The sequence below is a fragment of the Streptomyces albicerus genome (assembly GCF_008905045.1).
Classification (GTDB): Bacteria; Actinomycetota; Actinomycetes; order Streptomycetales; family Streptomycetaceae; genus Streptomyces; species Streptomyces albicerus.
The window spans coordinates 188392-201642 of record NZ_VWMY01000010.1; the positions used below are offsets into that span (position 1 = coordinate 188392).

14 protein-coding genes are annotated in these 13251 nt (G+C 70.1%); 6 read left to right on the forward strand and 8 right to left on the reverse strand.

The features are described from left to right. The first annotated feature begins 184 nt into the window (after positions 1-184). Positions 185-1231: a M23 family metallopeptidase gene (locus GAS53_RS11035; protein ID WP_151477330.1), complete on the forward strand. Its 1047-nt coding sequence runs from the start codon at positions 185-187 to the stop codon at positions 1229-1231. A 51-nt stretch (positions 1232-1282) separates the two neighbouring features. Here the strand turns inward: GAS53_RS11035 and GAS53_RS57580 are convergent, their stop codons facing one another. From GAS53_RS57580 to GAS53_RS11070, 8 genes are all read right to left on the reverse strand, one after another. Beyond that, complete coding sequence (locus GAS53_RS57580) at positions 1283-1405, reverse strand: hypothetical protein (RefSeq protein ID WP_263974125.1); 123 nt, start codon at positions 1403-1405, stop codon at positions 1283-1285. A 3-nt stretch (positions 1406-1408) separates the two neighbouring features. Next, complete coding sequence (locus GAS53_RS11040) at positions 1409-2278, reverse strand: Cof-type HAD-IIB family hydrolase (RefSeq protein WP_151477305.1); 870 nt, start codon at positions 2276-2278, stop codon at positions 1409-1411. A 171-nt stretch (positions 2279-2449) separates the two neighbouring features. Continuing rightward, positions 2450-3361: an LLM class flavin-dependent oxidoreductase gene (locus tag GAS53_RS11045; RefSeq protein WP_151477306.1), complete on the reverse strand. Its 912-nt coding sequence runs from the start codon at positions 3359-3361 to the stop codon at positions 2450-2452. A 96-nt stretch (positions 3362-3457) separates the two neighbouring features. Next, positions 3458-4006, reverse strand: coding sequence for an RNA 2'-phosphotransferase (locus GAS53_RS11050; protein ID WP_151477307.1), 549 nt, complete (start codon positions 4004-4006; stop codon positions 3458-3460). Positions 4007-4128: 122 nt separating this feature from the next. Next, entirely contained in the window at positions 4129-5073 is a 945-nt protein-coding gene (locus GAS53_RS11055) for a MerR family transcriptional regulator (protein ID WP_151477308.1), read from the reverse strand. Positions 5074-5094: 21 nt separating this feature from the next. Beyond that, positions 5095-6045: a metal-dependent hydrolase gene (locus tag GAS53_RS11060; RefSeq protein WP_151477309.1), complete on the reverse strand. Its 951-nt coding sequence runs from the start codon at positions 6043-6045 to the stop codon at positions 5095-5097. Continuing rightward, positions 6042-7796 carry an SDR family oxidoreductase gene (locus tag GAS53_RS11065; protein WP_192583059.1) on the reverse strand — a complete coding sequence of 585 codons (1755 nt, stop codon included), beginning with the start codon at positions 7794-7796 and terminating at the stop codon, positions 6042-6044. Before GAS53_RS11065 ends, GAS53_RS11060 begins: the two co-directional genes overlap by 4 nt. Further along, complete coding sequence (locus GAS53_RS11070) at positions 7793-8641, reverse strand: M24 family metallopeptidase (RefSeq protein ID WP_151477310.1); 849 nt, start codon at positions 8639-8641, stop codon at positions 7793-7795. The genes GAS53_RS11065 and GAS53_RS11070 overlap by 4 nt, the downstream gene beginning before the upstream one ends. Before the next feature lie 287 nt (positions 8642-8928). Here GAS53_RS11070 and GAS53_RS11075 point away from each other — a divergent pair, with 287 nt between their 5' ends. The 5 genes from GAS53_RS11075 to GAS53_RS11095 all read left to right on the forward strand — a co-directional run bounded on the left by GAS53_RS11075 (position 8929) and on the right by GAS53_RS11095 (position 12900). Next, the gene (locus tag GAS53_RS11075; protein WP_151477332.1) at positions 8929-9939 is read left to right on the forward strand and encodes an ABC transporter ATP-binding protein; all 1011 of its coding nucleotides are present in this window, start codon (positions 8929-8931) and stop codon (positions 9937-9939) included. After that, on the forward strand, positions 9929-10858 hold the full coding sequence (locus tag GAS53_RS11080) for an ABC transporter permease subunit (protein ID WP_151477311.1): 930 nt from the start codon (positions 9929-9931) through the stop codon (positions 10856-10858). Before GAS53_RS11075 ends, GAS53_RS11080 begins: the two co-directional genes overlap by 11 nt. Next, on the forward strand, positions 10855-11766 hold the full coding sequence (locus tag GAS53_RS11085) for an ABC transporter ATP-binding protein (RefSeq protein ID WP_151477312.1): 912 nt from the start codon (positions 10855-10857) through the stop codon (positions 11764-11766). The genes GAS53_RS11080 and GAS53_RS11085 overlap by 4 nt, the downstream gene beginning before the upstream one ends. A gap of 10 nt (positions 11767-11776) precedes the next feature. Next, the gene (locus GAS53_RS11090; protein WP_151477313.1) at positions 11777-12496 is read left to right on the forward strand and encodes an ABC transporter permease; all 720 of its coding nucleotides are present in this window, start codon (positions 11777-11779) and stop codon (positions 12494-12496) included. Positions 12497-12642: 146 nt separating this feature from the next. Next, positions 12643-12900, forward strand: coding sequence for an SGM_3592 family protein (locus GAS53_RS11095; protein ID WP_151477314.1), 258 nt, complete (start codon positions 12643-12645; stop codon positions 12898-12900). Positions 12901-13251 lie beyond the last annotated feature (351 nt).

Here is a 13251-nt window from a genome sequence, read left to right on the forward strand (position 1 = left end):
GTGTCCGTGGTGAAGGCACTCGGGCGAGAACGGCCGGTATGGACAGTCAGACAAGGTGCCCTGCCGAAGTGCTTCGTTCCCGGCCCCTGTTCGGCCCAGTGGAGTGGTCCATCCGTGACAACCGGTCCCCCAGGTGTACGACTTGAACAGGACCGGAGCCGCCCCGCGCGACACGATCCGTGTCATGCGCTCACCTCGCCGTCATCCCCTGCTCGTCCCGGTGCTGCTGTGCGCGTTGGCCGTTCTGGCGGCCCAGCCCACGGCGGCCACGGGAGAGGCCGAGGGCTCGGGCGGCGTCAGCGCCGAGGTGGTGCGGCTGTACGAGGAGGCGTCCCTGGCGACGCAGCAGTACGAGGCGGGGCGCCTGGAGGCCGAGGCGCAGCGGGGCCGGGCACAGCGCCTGGAGCGGCTTCTCGAGCGTGAGCGGGAGGACATCGCCGTGCTGAACGAGGACCTCGGCCGGATCGCGCGCGCCCAGTACCGCAGCGGCGGCGGGCTCCCGCACACCGCGCAGCTGATGCTCGCGGACAGTCCCGAAGAGCTGATGCGCGGTCAGCGTGCCGTCTGGCAGGCAGATCTCGCCGTCAACAACGCCATCGCCAAGAGCCGCCGGGCCGAGGCACGGCTCGCCGCCGACGAGGCGAAGGCGGCCTCGGCCTGGCAGGCGCTGGAGCGGCACAACGGTGAACTAGCCGAGATCAAGCGGGGGATCGAGCAGAAGCTCGAAGAAGCCCAGTGGACGCTCCAGGGACAGGCGGACGCCTCGGTCGCCGCCGGCGCCTGCCGGGGCGCCGTCCGGCTCGACCAGCCGCGAACGGGCTTCACACAGCCGTGGGTCGCGCCGGTGGAGACGTACGAACTCTCCGCGGGCTTCGGCAGCGGAGGCGAGCGCTGGGCGAACCGGCACACCGGCCAGGACTTCGCGGTGGACATCGGCACACCGGTGCGGTCGGTGGGCGAGGGGCGGGTGGTGAAGGTGTCGTGCGGCGGCCCGTTCGGCATCGAGGTCGTGGTGGGGCATCCCGGGGGCTACTACACGCAGTACGCCCACCTTTCCGCGGTCACCGTCGACCAGGGGGAGCGAGTGGCCGCGGGGCAGTGGGTCGGCCAGTCGGGCACGACCGGCAACTCGACCGGGCCGCATCTGCACTTCGAGGTGCGTCTGACGCCACAGCTCGGGTCGGGGGTCGATCCGCAGGAGTGGCTGGCCGAGCGCGGGGTCCAGCTCTGAAAAGGTGTCCAGGAGAGTGCCGGTAAGGGGCAGGCTCCAGGCGCACGCCTGTTACGGATGCTCCTTATTGCCGACGTTCTCCCCGAGCATGCACCGCTGGCCGCGCTCCGCGAGCATCAACTGCGAGCCGCACTCCCAGAGCATCGACTGCGAGCCGCGCTCCGCGAGCATCAAGTGCTAGCCGCGCTCCGCGAGTATCCGCTCGATCACGACCGCCACCCCGTCCTCGTTGTTGGCGACCGTACGCCCGGAGGCTGCCGCGATCACGTCGGGGTGCGCGTTGCCCATCGCGTACGACGTGCCCGCCCAGGTGAGCATCTCCACGTCGTTCGGCATGTCCCCGAAGGCGATGACCTCCTCGTGCGAGATGCCGCGCTCGGCGCAGCACAGCGCGAGCGTGCTGGCCTTGGAGACGCCGGGGCCGCTGATCTCCAGGAGGGCGCTGGGGCTGGAGCGGGTCACGTTGGCGCGGTCGCCGATGGCCAGGCGGGCGACGGTGAGGAAGTCGTCCGGGGAGATCTCGTGGTGGTACGCGAGGATCTTGAGCACCGGCTCGTCGGCACCCGGGGCGTCCGGCGCCAGCAGCTTCTCGGCGGGCGCGAGGGTGTCGGGGATCTCCATGTGCAGCTTCGGATATGCCGGCTCCTGGTAGAAGCCGAAGGTCTGCTCGATGGCGAACACGGTTCCCGGCGCGGCATCGCGGAGCAGCCGGACTGCATCAAGCGCGTTCTCCCGCGCCAGCTCCCGGATCTTGACGAAGCGGTGGGCGCCGGGGCCGCCGTGCAGGTCGACCACGGCGGCGCCGTTTCCGCAGATGGCAAGCCCGTGACCGTGGACGTGGTCGCTGACGACGTCCATCCAGCGGGCCGGGCGTCCAGTCACGAAGAAGACCTCGATGCCGGCCTCCTCGGCGGCGGCCAGGGCGGCGACCGTGCGCGGTGAGACGGACTTGTCGTCGCGCAGCAGGGTGCCGTCGAGATCCGTGGCAATCAGCCGGGGCGGGAGAGTGGAGGCCGGGGTCCCGGGCCGTCGGGTCTCTGAGGTCACGCCGCCCATTCTCCCGCATATGCGCGCACGGGCGTGCGGCGGTCCGCACACTTGAGTGACGTATGTCCTCACCTGCGCCTTTGTGCATTCCGCAGCTGTCGTGCGATTGCCCCTCGAAGGACCGCGGGAGCGGCTGTCGGGGCGGCCGCCGAGGCAGTCCCGGACAGAGCCTCAGCCGAGCTGCCCGACCGCCTCCATCGCGATGTGCTCGAAGACCTTCTCGTCCGCCGCGAAGTCCGAGTCCGGGACGGGCCAGTGGATCACGATGTCCGTGAAGCCAAGCTCCATGTGCCGGCCCGCGAAGTCGACGAACGCGTCGAGGGACTCCAGCGGACGGCCGCGGTCCGGGGTGAAGCCGGTGAGCAGGATCTTGTCGAGTTCGTTCACGTCGCGGCCGACCGCTTCGCACGCGGTGGCCAGCTTCTCGGCCTGTCCGCGAATGGCTTGAACCGACTGTTCGGGAGTGCCCGTCTCGAAGAGTTTCGGGTCGCCTGTCGTCACCCACGCCTGCCCGTGCCGGGCGGCGAGCTTCAGCCCGCGCGGCCCGGTGGCGGCGACCGCGAAGGGCAGCCGGGGGCGCTGGACGCAGCCGGGGATGTTGTAGGCCTCGCGCGCCGAGTAGAACGCGCCGTCGTACGACACGGAGTCCTCGGTGAGCAGCCGGTCGAGCAGTGGTACGAACTCGCCGAAGCGGTCGGCCCGCTCGCGCGGCGTCCACGGCTCCTCGCCGCTCTTCAGCAGCGTCGTGGCGTCGAAGCCGGAGCCGCCCGCGCCGATGCCCAGCGTGATTCGGCCACCGGAGATGTCGTCGAGCGAGATCAGCTCTTTGGCGAGGGTCACCGGGTGCCGGAAGTTCGGGGAGGTCACCAGCGTGCCGAGGCGCAGACGGTCGGTGGCGCCCGCGGCGGCGGTCAGCGTCGGAACGGCGCCGTACCACGGACCCTCGCGGAACGTCCGCCACGCCAGATGGTCGTACGTGAAGGCGGTGTCGAACCCGAGCTGCTCGGCGCGCTGCCATGCGCGGCGCCCTCCCTCGTGCCAGCGGAGGTAGGGCAGGATCACAGTGCTCAGGCGCAGACTCATGTCTCAGAGCCTAAGCGCACTCGCGGGGCGCTCCCGAACGGCCGGTCGGCGAGGCCCGGGCCCGGGCAGTCGATGAGGGCAACGGCCCCGAAGCGGTCAGTGCGAGGCGGGAAACCGGAGGTAGCGCGGGGGTACGGCGGCCGTGAGCCAGACGCCGTTGGCGCTGACCCGGAAGACATGGCCGTCGCGGTACATGGCGGCGGCGTCCACGGAGAGCACGACGGAGCGCCCGCGGCGGGCGCCGACGCGGGTCGCGGTCTCGCGGTCGGGCGAGAGGTGCACGTCGTGCCGGTTCATGGACCTGAGGCCCTCGGCGCGGATCGCGTCCAGGTAGCGGGCGACGGTCCCGTGGTAGAGGTACGCGGGCGGCGTCGCCGGCGGCAGGCCGAGATCGACGTCGACGGAGTGGCCCTGGCTGGCCCGGATCCGGGTGCCCTCGATCGCGAAGCGCCGCTTGTCGTTGTGGGCGACCACGTGGTCGAGCTCGTCCCGGCTGAACCGGAAGCCGTGCGCCGCCGCCGCGGCCATCAGCGTCTCGATCTCGACCCAGCCGCCCTCGTCGAGCGTCAGCCCGATCCGCTCGGGCTGATGCCGCAGATGCTTCGAGAGGTACTTCGACACCTTCACGGTGCGTCTTTCGTCCATGCCGCCAGAGTGCCTGGCGAGACGCTGATCACGCAGTTGATTTTGTCTCGGAGGTTTGATCCACAGCCAAATGCGTTATCCACAGGGCCAGTTGAAGCTTCTGTGGACAACGCAGGGGTAATTTACGACGATTCATCAAGTATGGCGGCCTTGGTGTGATTTGCGGCGAGTGTGTCCAAGGCCCGTGCCCGAACCTCGCGTTCAGCCGCAACGGCGATGAACTCGGCCGCGTGTTCCGCGCCGACGAGACCTTCCACAGCCTCCATTGTCGAGGCGGGGACGACCACGGACCGCGTCTCCTCGGAAGGCGCCGCGGAGCGTTCTGCGCCGAGATGCCGACGCAAGTGCCGGTTGGCGAACAGCCGCATGGCCCGGGCGAGTTCGGCGTCCACCGTCTGCCGTGCGAGCGGCCGCAGCCGTCGTACGAGTGCGGCCGCCTCGGCGGCGTCGGCGTCGGTCGGCGGATGCTCGCCGAGATAGCGTGCGAAGACGTGCTCGGTCGTGAACTCCAGGAAGCGCGCGGCGATGTGCTCCACCTGGCCACGCAACTCCCGCAGATGGCCTGATATCGCCGACAACGGGACGCCCGCCTCGTACAACTCGGCCGCCACAGCCAGCTCTTGGGGGCTCGGCACGAGGAACGTGTCCTCGTGCCCCGGAACGCGTTCGAGCACCCCGAGCTCGACGGCGTCGGCCACCGCCGCGTCGTCCGGATTGCCACCGAAGCGCTCGTCGAGCTCGGTCCGCGAGATTCGGACCGCCTCCTCGTCCGTCCACGGCCCGTCGACCTCCGCGACCAGGCCGAGCACTCCGCCGAGGCCCCGGCCCGCGTCCCAGGCCTCCAGGAGCTCCTTGATGGAGGCCAGCGTGTAGCCGCGGTCGAGCAGGTCGGCGATCTGCCGCAGCCGGGCCAGATGCGCGTCCGAGTACACGTTGGCGCGGCCGCGCCGCTCCGGGCGGGGGAGCAGCCCGCGGTCCTGGTAGGCGCGGATCGTCCGGACCGTGGCACCGCTGTGGTGCGCCAGGTCCTCGATCCGGTACGCGACGCCGGCCGGCTCGTCGTTCACAGTCCCTGCCTTCCCGAGTGCTTACGCGAGCGCCGCCCTGCCGATCGCACCTGCCGCCGTACGCGCCGCCGGTGACTGCGCCAGATACTCGACCGCTCTGCGCATCGACCCCTCCCGCGACGGATGGTACGAGCGCCGCAGATAGCGCGGGACGGCCGAGCCGAGCTCCTTCCATGTGGGCAGGAGCCCCTTGCGTACCGCACTGTTGTGCGCTGCGAGCGAGTAGCGCGGCCGGCCCGCCAGCTGCGGATCGTGGCGTATGAGGTAGGCCGCGCCCCACGCCCACATGTACAGCATCACGGGAGCCGTGACCGCCATGCCCACGACCCGGCGTGCGTACCGGGGCAGGCCCTCGCCGCCGCAGTGCTGGTACATGTCGAAGGCGACCGCGCGGTGCTCCACCTCCTCCGCGCCGTGCCAGCGCAGCAGGTCGAGCATGACCTCGTCGGCCCCCGCGTGGTCGAGGCCCTCGGCGGCCAGCACCCAGTCGCCCAGCACCGCCGTGAACTGTTCGATCGCCGCGATCACCGAGAGCCGGAAGCGCAGCCACTCCCGCGCCGGTATCGGTATCCCCGGGGGAGGCTGTTCGCCCAGCAGCTTCTCGAAGAGGTAGTCGACGTACTTGGTGTAGTCCGCCGTGTCCAGCCGCTGCGCCGCCAGATGCTCCAGCACGTACGAGTGCTGCACGCTGTGCGTCGCCTCCTGCCCCATGAACCCCTTGACGTCCTTGAGGAGTTCGGCGTCGGTGACCAGTGGCAGGCCCTCCTTGAAGACCTTCACGAACCACCGCTCCCCCGCCGGCAGCAACAGGTGCAGCACGTTGATGACGTGGGTCGCGGTCGGCTCGTCCGGTATCCAGTGGAGCGGGGTGTTCTCCCAGTCGAAGGACACCCGCCGGGGCGCGATGGGGTAGTGCTCTCCGGTTCCTGCCGGCTCCTCCGCGCTCGCAGAAGCGGCTCCTTCCGTGGTCACAGCGGTGGCTCCATCCGTGCGATCGCGCGCAGCGCCCTGGGCGTGAAGCGGGACATGAGGCGGCCGCCGCGTGCCTCCGCCGTCACCGGCACCACGGCCTGGTTGCGCACGACCGCGCGCAGCACGGCGTCGGCGACCTTCTCCGGCGGATAGTTGCGCAGCCCGTACAGTCGCGCGGACTTCTTCTGGCGCCGCTTCTCCTCGTCGGCGTCGACTCCTGTGAAGCGCGCGGTCGACGTGATGCCGGTGTTGATGAATCCCGGGCAGATCGCCGAGACCCCGATGCCCTGGCCCGCCAACTCGGCGCGCAGGCACTCGCTGAGCATCAGCACCGCCGCCTTCGAGGTGCTGTAGGCGGGCAGCGCCTTGGACGGGAGATACGCGGCCGCCGACGCGGTGTTGACGATGTGGCCGCCCTGTCCCCGCTCGGTCATCTGTTTCCCGAAGAGCCGGCAGCCGTGGATCACACCCCACAGGTTGACGTCGAGGACATTCCGCCAATCCTCCGTGGTGGTGTCGAAGAAGGAGCCGGACAGCCCGATCCCGGCGTTGTTCACCAGCACGTCGACCACCCCGTACTCGGCGGCGACCTTCTCGGCGAGCTTCTCCATGGCCTGCTCGTCGGAGACGTCGACCGTCTCGGCCCAGGCCTCGGGGGCGCCGATCAGGCGGGACAGCTCCGCGGTGCGGGCCGCGCTCTCCGCGTCCCGGTCGACGGCCACCACGCGCGCGCCGGCCTCGGCGAACGCGAAGGCGGTGGCGCGTCCGATGCCGCTGCCCGCACCGGTGACCAGCACGAGCTGCCCGCCGAAGCGGTCGGCGTACGGCCCGTCGGTCACCGGTGTGGGCCTCCCGCCTTCGACGGCGGTCACGAACTCGGTGATCCAGGCGGTCAGTTGGTCGGGCCGGGTGCGCGGGATCCAGTGCTTGGCCGGGAGGGTGCGGCGCACCAGTTGCGGGGCCCACCGCTCCAGTTCGTCGCAGAGCTTCTCCGACAGGAAGGTGTCGCCCAGGGGCGTGACGAGTTGCACGGGCGCGTGTGCGTACGCGTCGGTGCGCGGTCGACGCAGCCGCGCCCGTACGTTGTCCCGGTACAGCCACGCGCCGTGTGCCGCGTCCGTGGGCAGTGACGGGGTCGGATAGTCGCCCGCGGGGACCTTTTCGAGCCGCCGCAGGATCTTCGGCCACTGTGTGCCGAGGGGGCCGCGCCAGGCGAGTTCGGGCAGGACCGGCGTGTGCAGCAGGTACACGTACCAGGACTTGGCGCCCTGCCCCAGTAGTTGGCCGACCCTGCGGGGCGTCGGGTGGGACACGCGCTTCTTGATCCAGTGGCCGAAGTGGTCGAGGGACGGCCCGGACATCGACGTGAAGGACGCGATCCGCCCCTCGGTGCGCTTGACCGTGGTGAACTCCCAGGCCTGCACCGAGCCCCAGTCGTGCCCCACCAGGTGCACCGGCCGGTCCGGGCTGACCGCGTCCGCGACGGCCAGGAAGTCGTCCGTCAGCTTCTCCAGCGTGAACCCGCCGCGCAGCGGCCGCGGTGCCGTGGACCTGCCGTGGCCGCGCACGTCGTACAGCACGACATGGAAACGCTCGGCGAGGCGCGCGGCGACCTCGGACCACACCTCCTTGGAGTCCGGATAACCGTGCACGAGGACGACCGTGGGCTGTGCCTCGTCGCCCAGCTCGGCGACGCACAGCTCGACTCCGCCCGTACGCACCCAGCGCTCGCGCGCGCCCTGAAGCGTCACTTGTCCTCCGCCCAGCGCCGCACATGCGGCAGATCGTCGTCCAGCCAGAACGCGCTCTGCTCCGGATCTCTGGAGTCGGTGACCACGAGAATCTCCTCGAACTTCGCGCCCGTACCGCGGAATCCGAGGTGCGGCTCGACCGCCCACAGACCGGGCTGGGGCGGGTGGTCGGAGAACTTGTACGGCGACCACAGCGGGGACCAGCCGTCGCGGTGGCCGTGGATCGCGTCACTCGCCAGGCCCTTGAGCGACTGCGTGCCGAAGCCGAACAGGTGCGGTGACCAGCGCCGCTCCTTGACCCGGTCGACCTTGTGCGCGATCACCCCGAAGGGATAGGCGCGATGCCGGTTGGCGTAGCCCTGGCGGACCATGAGCCGGTCCACGTCCTCGTAGATCTCGCGCAGCGGGCGGCGCTCGCGCACCTCGCGCAGGATCAGCTCGCGGTGCGCCTCCAGGTCGGCGAGCAGCTTGTCCTGCACCGGATTGAGCCCCAGTGAGCCGGAGTACCCGATGTCCGCGGTGTAGCCCTTGTGGACCGGGGCCAGGTCGAGGATGAACGGCATCCCCGCCTCCAGGCGCCTGTTGGTGGGGAAGAACTGCAGCGGAATCCGGAAGCCCACGAACGCCGTGCGGTCCCCGAACCAGGCGAAGGGCAGATGGAACCAGTCCCGCACTCCGCGCTCACGCAGCCACTCGCGCTGCATCCGCGCCGCCTCGCGCTCGGTCACGCCCGGCTTCAGCTGCGCCGCGACCGCCTCCGCGCACTCGTACGCGAGACGCTGCACCTCCCTGAACCCGCGCAGTTCCGCGGTGAGTTCGCCTGGTGGGGCCACTGCTGAGGTCATGCCACCGTCCGTCCCAAGCCGACTGCCGTACGCGCCCGTAACTTGACACTGATGAATGTGACAATTGTTGGAGGCTGCGTCAATAGGCGTGTGCGCCCCCTGTGGACAACCGGAGCGCTGTGGATAACCGGGCCGGGGCGGACGGCCCAGCCGGTGCCGGCCGTCCCCCGCCGGTTGTTCGACCTCAGGGGGACCCTTACGGGCCCGTAATACCCGAGAGGGACGGCAATCCAGCTCCCAGGTCTGACGACCGCTGTGGCCTGCGCCACTACCTTCGAAACGTGACTGTGATCGCGACCGAAAGCCTGAGCAAGCGGTTCCCGAGGGTGACCGCTCTTGACCGGCTCTCCGTGGACGTCGGACCCGGTGTGACCGGACTCGTCGGAGCCAACGGAGCCGGCAAGTCCACACTGATCAAGATCCTGCTGGGTCTGTCCCCCGCCACCGAGGGCCGTGCCGAAGTGCTCGGACTCGATGTCGCCACCAAGGGCGGCGACATCCGTGAGCGGGTCGGGTACATGCCCGAGCACGACTGCCTGCCGCCCGACGTCTCGGCCACCGAGTTCGTCGTCCACATGGCGCGCATGTCCGGCCTGCCGCCGGCGGCGGCCCGCGAGCGCACCGCGGACACGCTGCGCCACGTGGGCCTCTACGAGGAGCGCTACCGCCCCATCGGCGGCTACTCGACGGGCATGAAGCAGCGCGTGAAGCTCGCGCAGGCCCTCGTCCACGACCCTCAGCTGGTCTTCCTCGACGAGCCGACGAACGGCCTCGACCCGGTCGGCCGTGACGAGATGCTCGGCCTGATCCGCCGTATCCACACGGACTTCGGCATCTCCGTCCTGGTCACCTCGCACCTCCTCGGCGAGCTGGAGCGCACCTGCGACCACGTCGTCGTCATCGACGGCGGCAAGCTCCTGCGGTCCAGCTCCACCACGGACTTCACGCAGAGCACGGCGATCCTCGCCATCGAGGTCACCGACACCGACGAGCACCCGGACGGCACCCGCGCGGTGCGCGACGTGCTCCAGGCGCGCGGGATCGACACCCACGACGGCAGCGAACTGCCCGGCGCGGGCCACATCCTCCTGCTCACCGCGGAGGGCGAGGAGACGTACGACCTCGTACGGGACGTCGTCGCCGACCTGGGCCTCGGACTGGTCCGCATGGAGCAGCGCAGGCACCACATCTCGGAGGTCTTCAAGGACAGCGACGACCAGGCTCTCCGGAACAGCGACGCGCAGGCCCCCAAGGGCGGCGACGAACAGCGGAAGGAGGCGGTCGGCCATGGCGGTTGAGCAGCCCTCGGCTCAGGCCACAGCTCAGATCCCGGCTCGCCCGGGCGAGCAGTCCCGGATCCACAACATCGGCTACCGCAACTACGACGGCCCGCGCCTGGGCCGTGCGTACGCCCGCCGCTCGCTCTACTCGCAGTCCCTGCGCGGCGCCTACGGCCTCGGCCGTTCGGTGAAGTCCAAGGTGCTGCCGATGCTGCTCTTCGTGGTGATGTGCGTCCCCGCGCTGATCATGGTCGCGGTCGCCGTCGCCACCAAGGCGAAGGACCTGCCCGTCGACTACACGCGCTACGCGGTCATCATGCAGGCCGTCATCGGCCTGTACGTCGCCTCCCAGGGACCCCAGGCCGTCTCCCGCGACCTGCGCTTCAAGACCGTGCCGCTGTACTTCTCGCGCCCCATCGAGACCGTGGACTACGTACGCGCCAAGTACGCGGCCCTGGCCTCGGCGATGTTCGTCCTCACGGCCGCACCGCTGCTCGTGCTCTACGTAGGCGCGCTGCTGGCCAAGCTGGACTTCGCCGACCAGACGAAGGGATTCGCACAGGGACTGGTCTCCGTGGCACTGCTGTCGCTCCTCTTCGCCGGCATCGGCCTGGTCGTCTCGGCGGTCACGCCGCGTCGCGGCTTCGGCATCGCCGCCGTCATCGCCGTACTGACCATCTCCTACGGGGCGGTGTCCACCGTCCAGGCCATCGCCTACGACCAGAACAGCACCGACACGATCCCCTGGCTCGGACTCTTCTCGCCCATCACGCTCATCGACGGCGTGCAGACCGCTTTCCTCGGCGCCACCTCCGCCTTCCCCGGAGGGGAAGGCCCCTCGTCCGGGCAGGGTGTCGTCTACCTCATCGTCGTCCTGGGACTCATCGCGGGCTGCTACGGCCTCCTGATGCGCCGCTACCGAAAGGTCGGACTGTGACCACGCTCACCATCGACCACGTCTCACGCTGGTTCGGCAACGTGGTGGCCGTCAACGACATCACCATGACGATCGGCCCAGGCGTCACCGGCCTGCTCGGCCCGAACGGCGCCGGAAAGTCCACCCTCATCAACATGATGGGCGGCTTCCTGGCCCCGTCCACCGGCTCCGTCACCCTCGACGGCCGGCCGACCTGGCGCAACGAGCAGATCTACAAGCAGATCGGCATCGTCCCGGAGCGGGAGGCGATGTACGACTTCCTCACCGGCCGCGAATTCGTCGTCGCCAACGCCGAGTTGCACGGCCTCGGCAAGAAGGCCGCCCAGAAGGCCCTCGCCACCGTCGAGATGGAGTACGCGCAGGACCGGAAGATCTCGACGTACTCCAAGGGCATGCGCCAGCGCGTGAAGATGGCCTCCGCCCTCGTCCACAATCCGTCACTGCTGCTGCTCGACGAGCCCTTCAACGGCATGGACCCGCGCCAGCGCATGCAGCTGATGGACCTGCTGCGGCGCATGGGCGACGAGGGCCGTACGGTCCTCTTCTCGTCGCACATCCTCGAAGAGGTCGAGCAACTCGCCTCGCACATCGAGGTGATCGTCGCCGGACGGCACGCGGCGAGCGGTGACTTCCGCCGGATCCGCCGCCTGATGACCGACCGCCCGCACCGCTACCTGGTGCGCTCCAGCGACGACCGCGCGCTTGCCGCCGCGCTCATCGCCGACCCGTCGACGTCCGGCATCGAAGTGGACCTCCAGGAGGGCGCGTTGCGCATCCAGGCCGTCGACTTCGGACGCTTCACGGCACTGCTGCCGCGGGTGGCCCGCGACCACGGCATCCGGCTGCTCACGGTCTCGCCGTCCGACGAGTCCCTCGAGTCCGTCTTCTCGTATCTCGTCGCGGCGTAGGAGGCCCAAGATGTACGACCCCACAGTCGCCCGGCTCACCTACCGCGGCCTGCTCGGCCGCCGCCGGGCCCTCATCCTGGGCGCCCTGCCCGTCCTGCTGATCGTCATCTCCTTGGCCGTACGCGGCTTCACCGGCGCCGACGACCAGGTGGCCGCGGACGTCCTCGGCGGGTTCGCGCTCGCCACGATGGTGCCCATCATCGGCGTCATCGCGGGCACCGGAGCGATCGGCCCCGAGATCGACGACGGCTCGGTCGTCTACCTGCTCGCCAAGCCGGTCAAACGTCCGACGATCATCTTCACCAAGCTGATCGTCGCCATCGCCGTCACCATGGCGTTCTCGGCGATCCCGACCTTCCTCGCCGGGATGATCCTCAACGGCAACGGGCAGCAGATCGCCGTCGCCTACACGGTGGCCGCGCTGGTCGCCTCCATCGCGTACGCCGCGCTCTTCCTGCTGCTCGGCACCATCACACGGCACGCCGTCGTCTTCGGGCTCGTCTACGCGCTCGTGTGGGAAGCCCTCTTCGGGACGCTGGTGTCCGGGGCGCGCACCCTCAGCGTGCAGCAGTGGGCGCTCGCGGTGGCCCACGAGGTCACCGGCGGGGACCTCGTCACCTCGGACGTGGGCCTGACCACCGGGGCGGTGCTGCTGATCGCGGTGACGGTCGCCGCCACGTGGTTCGCGGGGCAGAAGCTGCGGACGCTGACGCTGGCCGGCGAGGAGTAGACCGCTCCGGGGAGTTGGGGTGGTTCCACGCGTGCGTGACCGTTCTCTCGGTGCACGCGCGCGTGGAGCCACTTTTGATCTTGAGATCGGCTTTACACGCGTAACGGCACACTTGCTCAAGGGGATGCACAGCAAGGAGGACGGGGATGGCAGGGCAGGCACCGCGGAGCGACGGACAAGGCCCCGGCGACGGGCAGGGGGAGTCCGAGGACGTCTGGGACGAGCTGATCCTGGACGATGACTTCATACGGTCCGCCGAGACGGCCGAGCCGTCCGCGCGCGCCCGTATGCTCGCGGCCCGCTGGCGCGACGGCGGACCCGATCCGCAGCCCTGGCGCTCCGACGAGCCGCCCGCGGGCTGGTTCTTCAGCAAGGCGCGACGGCGCAGGTGGCGCCGCCGGTAGTTTCCCCGGCCGTCTGCCTCCGGTGCCTTTTTATTCGGTGGCGTCCAACTCGGCTTACGTGCACAGTGGTTATGTCCAAGTCGCCGGGTTCCGCCGGCGCCGCATTCTGGGAGAGGAGCGCGACGATGCCCATCAGTAGCAGTTCGTCGAGCTCCCGGCAGGGCAGCCCGCGGCAGGCTCCGGAGTAGTTACGCCTCCGTCGAGTCCGCCCCGCACGGGGAGCTGCCCGGGGCGGCCGCTTCGAGCGCGCATCTCGCGCGGGCCGCCCATTACCGTCTTCGTAGAGCCCGGTTCGGGGCTCGTGGCCTTCGGGGCCGGTATGACTCGTTGCCCCTGTCCTTGATGATCCGG

Excerpts from the sequence above, each read along its gene's own strand:
- GAS53_RS11050 (WP_151477307.1), bottom strand. The coding sequence starts at position 4,006 with ATGGACGAAAGACGCACCGTGAAGGTGTCGAAGTACCTCTCGAAGCAT.
- GAS53_RS11090 (WP_151477313.1), top strand. The coding sequence starts at position 11,777 with ATGTACGACCCCACAGTCGCCCGGCTCACCTACCGCGGCCTGCTCGGC.
- GAS53_RS11045 (WP_151477306.1), bottom strand. The coding sequence starts at position 3,361 with ATGAGTCTGCGCCTGAGCACTGTGATCCTGCCCTACCTCCGCTGGCAC.
- GAS53_RS11080 (WP_151477311.1), top strand. The coding sequence starts at position 9,929 with ATGGCGGTTGAGCAGCCCTCGGCTCAGGCCACAGCTCAGATCCCGGCT.
- GAS53_RS11035 (WP_151477330.1), top strand. The coding sequence starts at position 185 with ATGCGCTCACCTCGCCGTCATCCCCTGCTCGTCCCGGTGCTGCTGTGC.
- GAS53_RS11070 (WP_151477310.1), bottom strand. The coding sequence starts at position 8,641 with ATGACCTCAGCAGTGGCCCCACCAGGCGAACTCACCGCGGAACTGCGC.
- GAS53_RS11095 (WP_151477314.1), top strand. The coding sequence starts at position 12,643 with ATGGCAGGGCAGGCACCGCGGAGCGACGGACAAGGCCCCGGCGACGGG.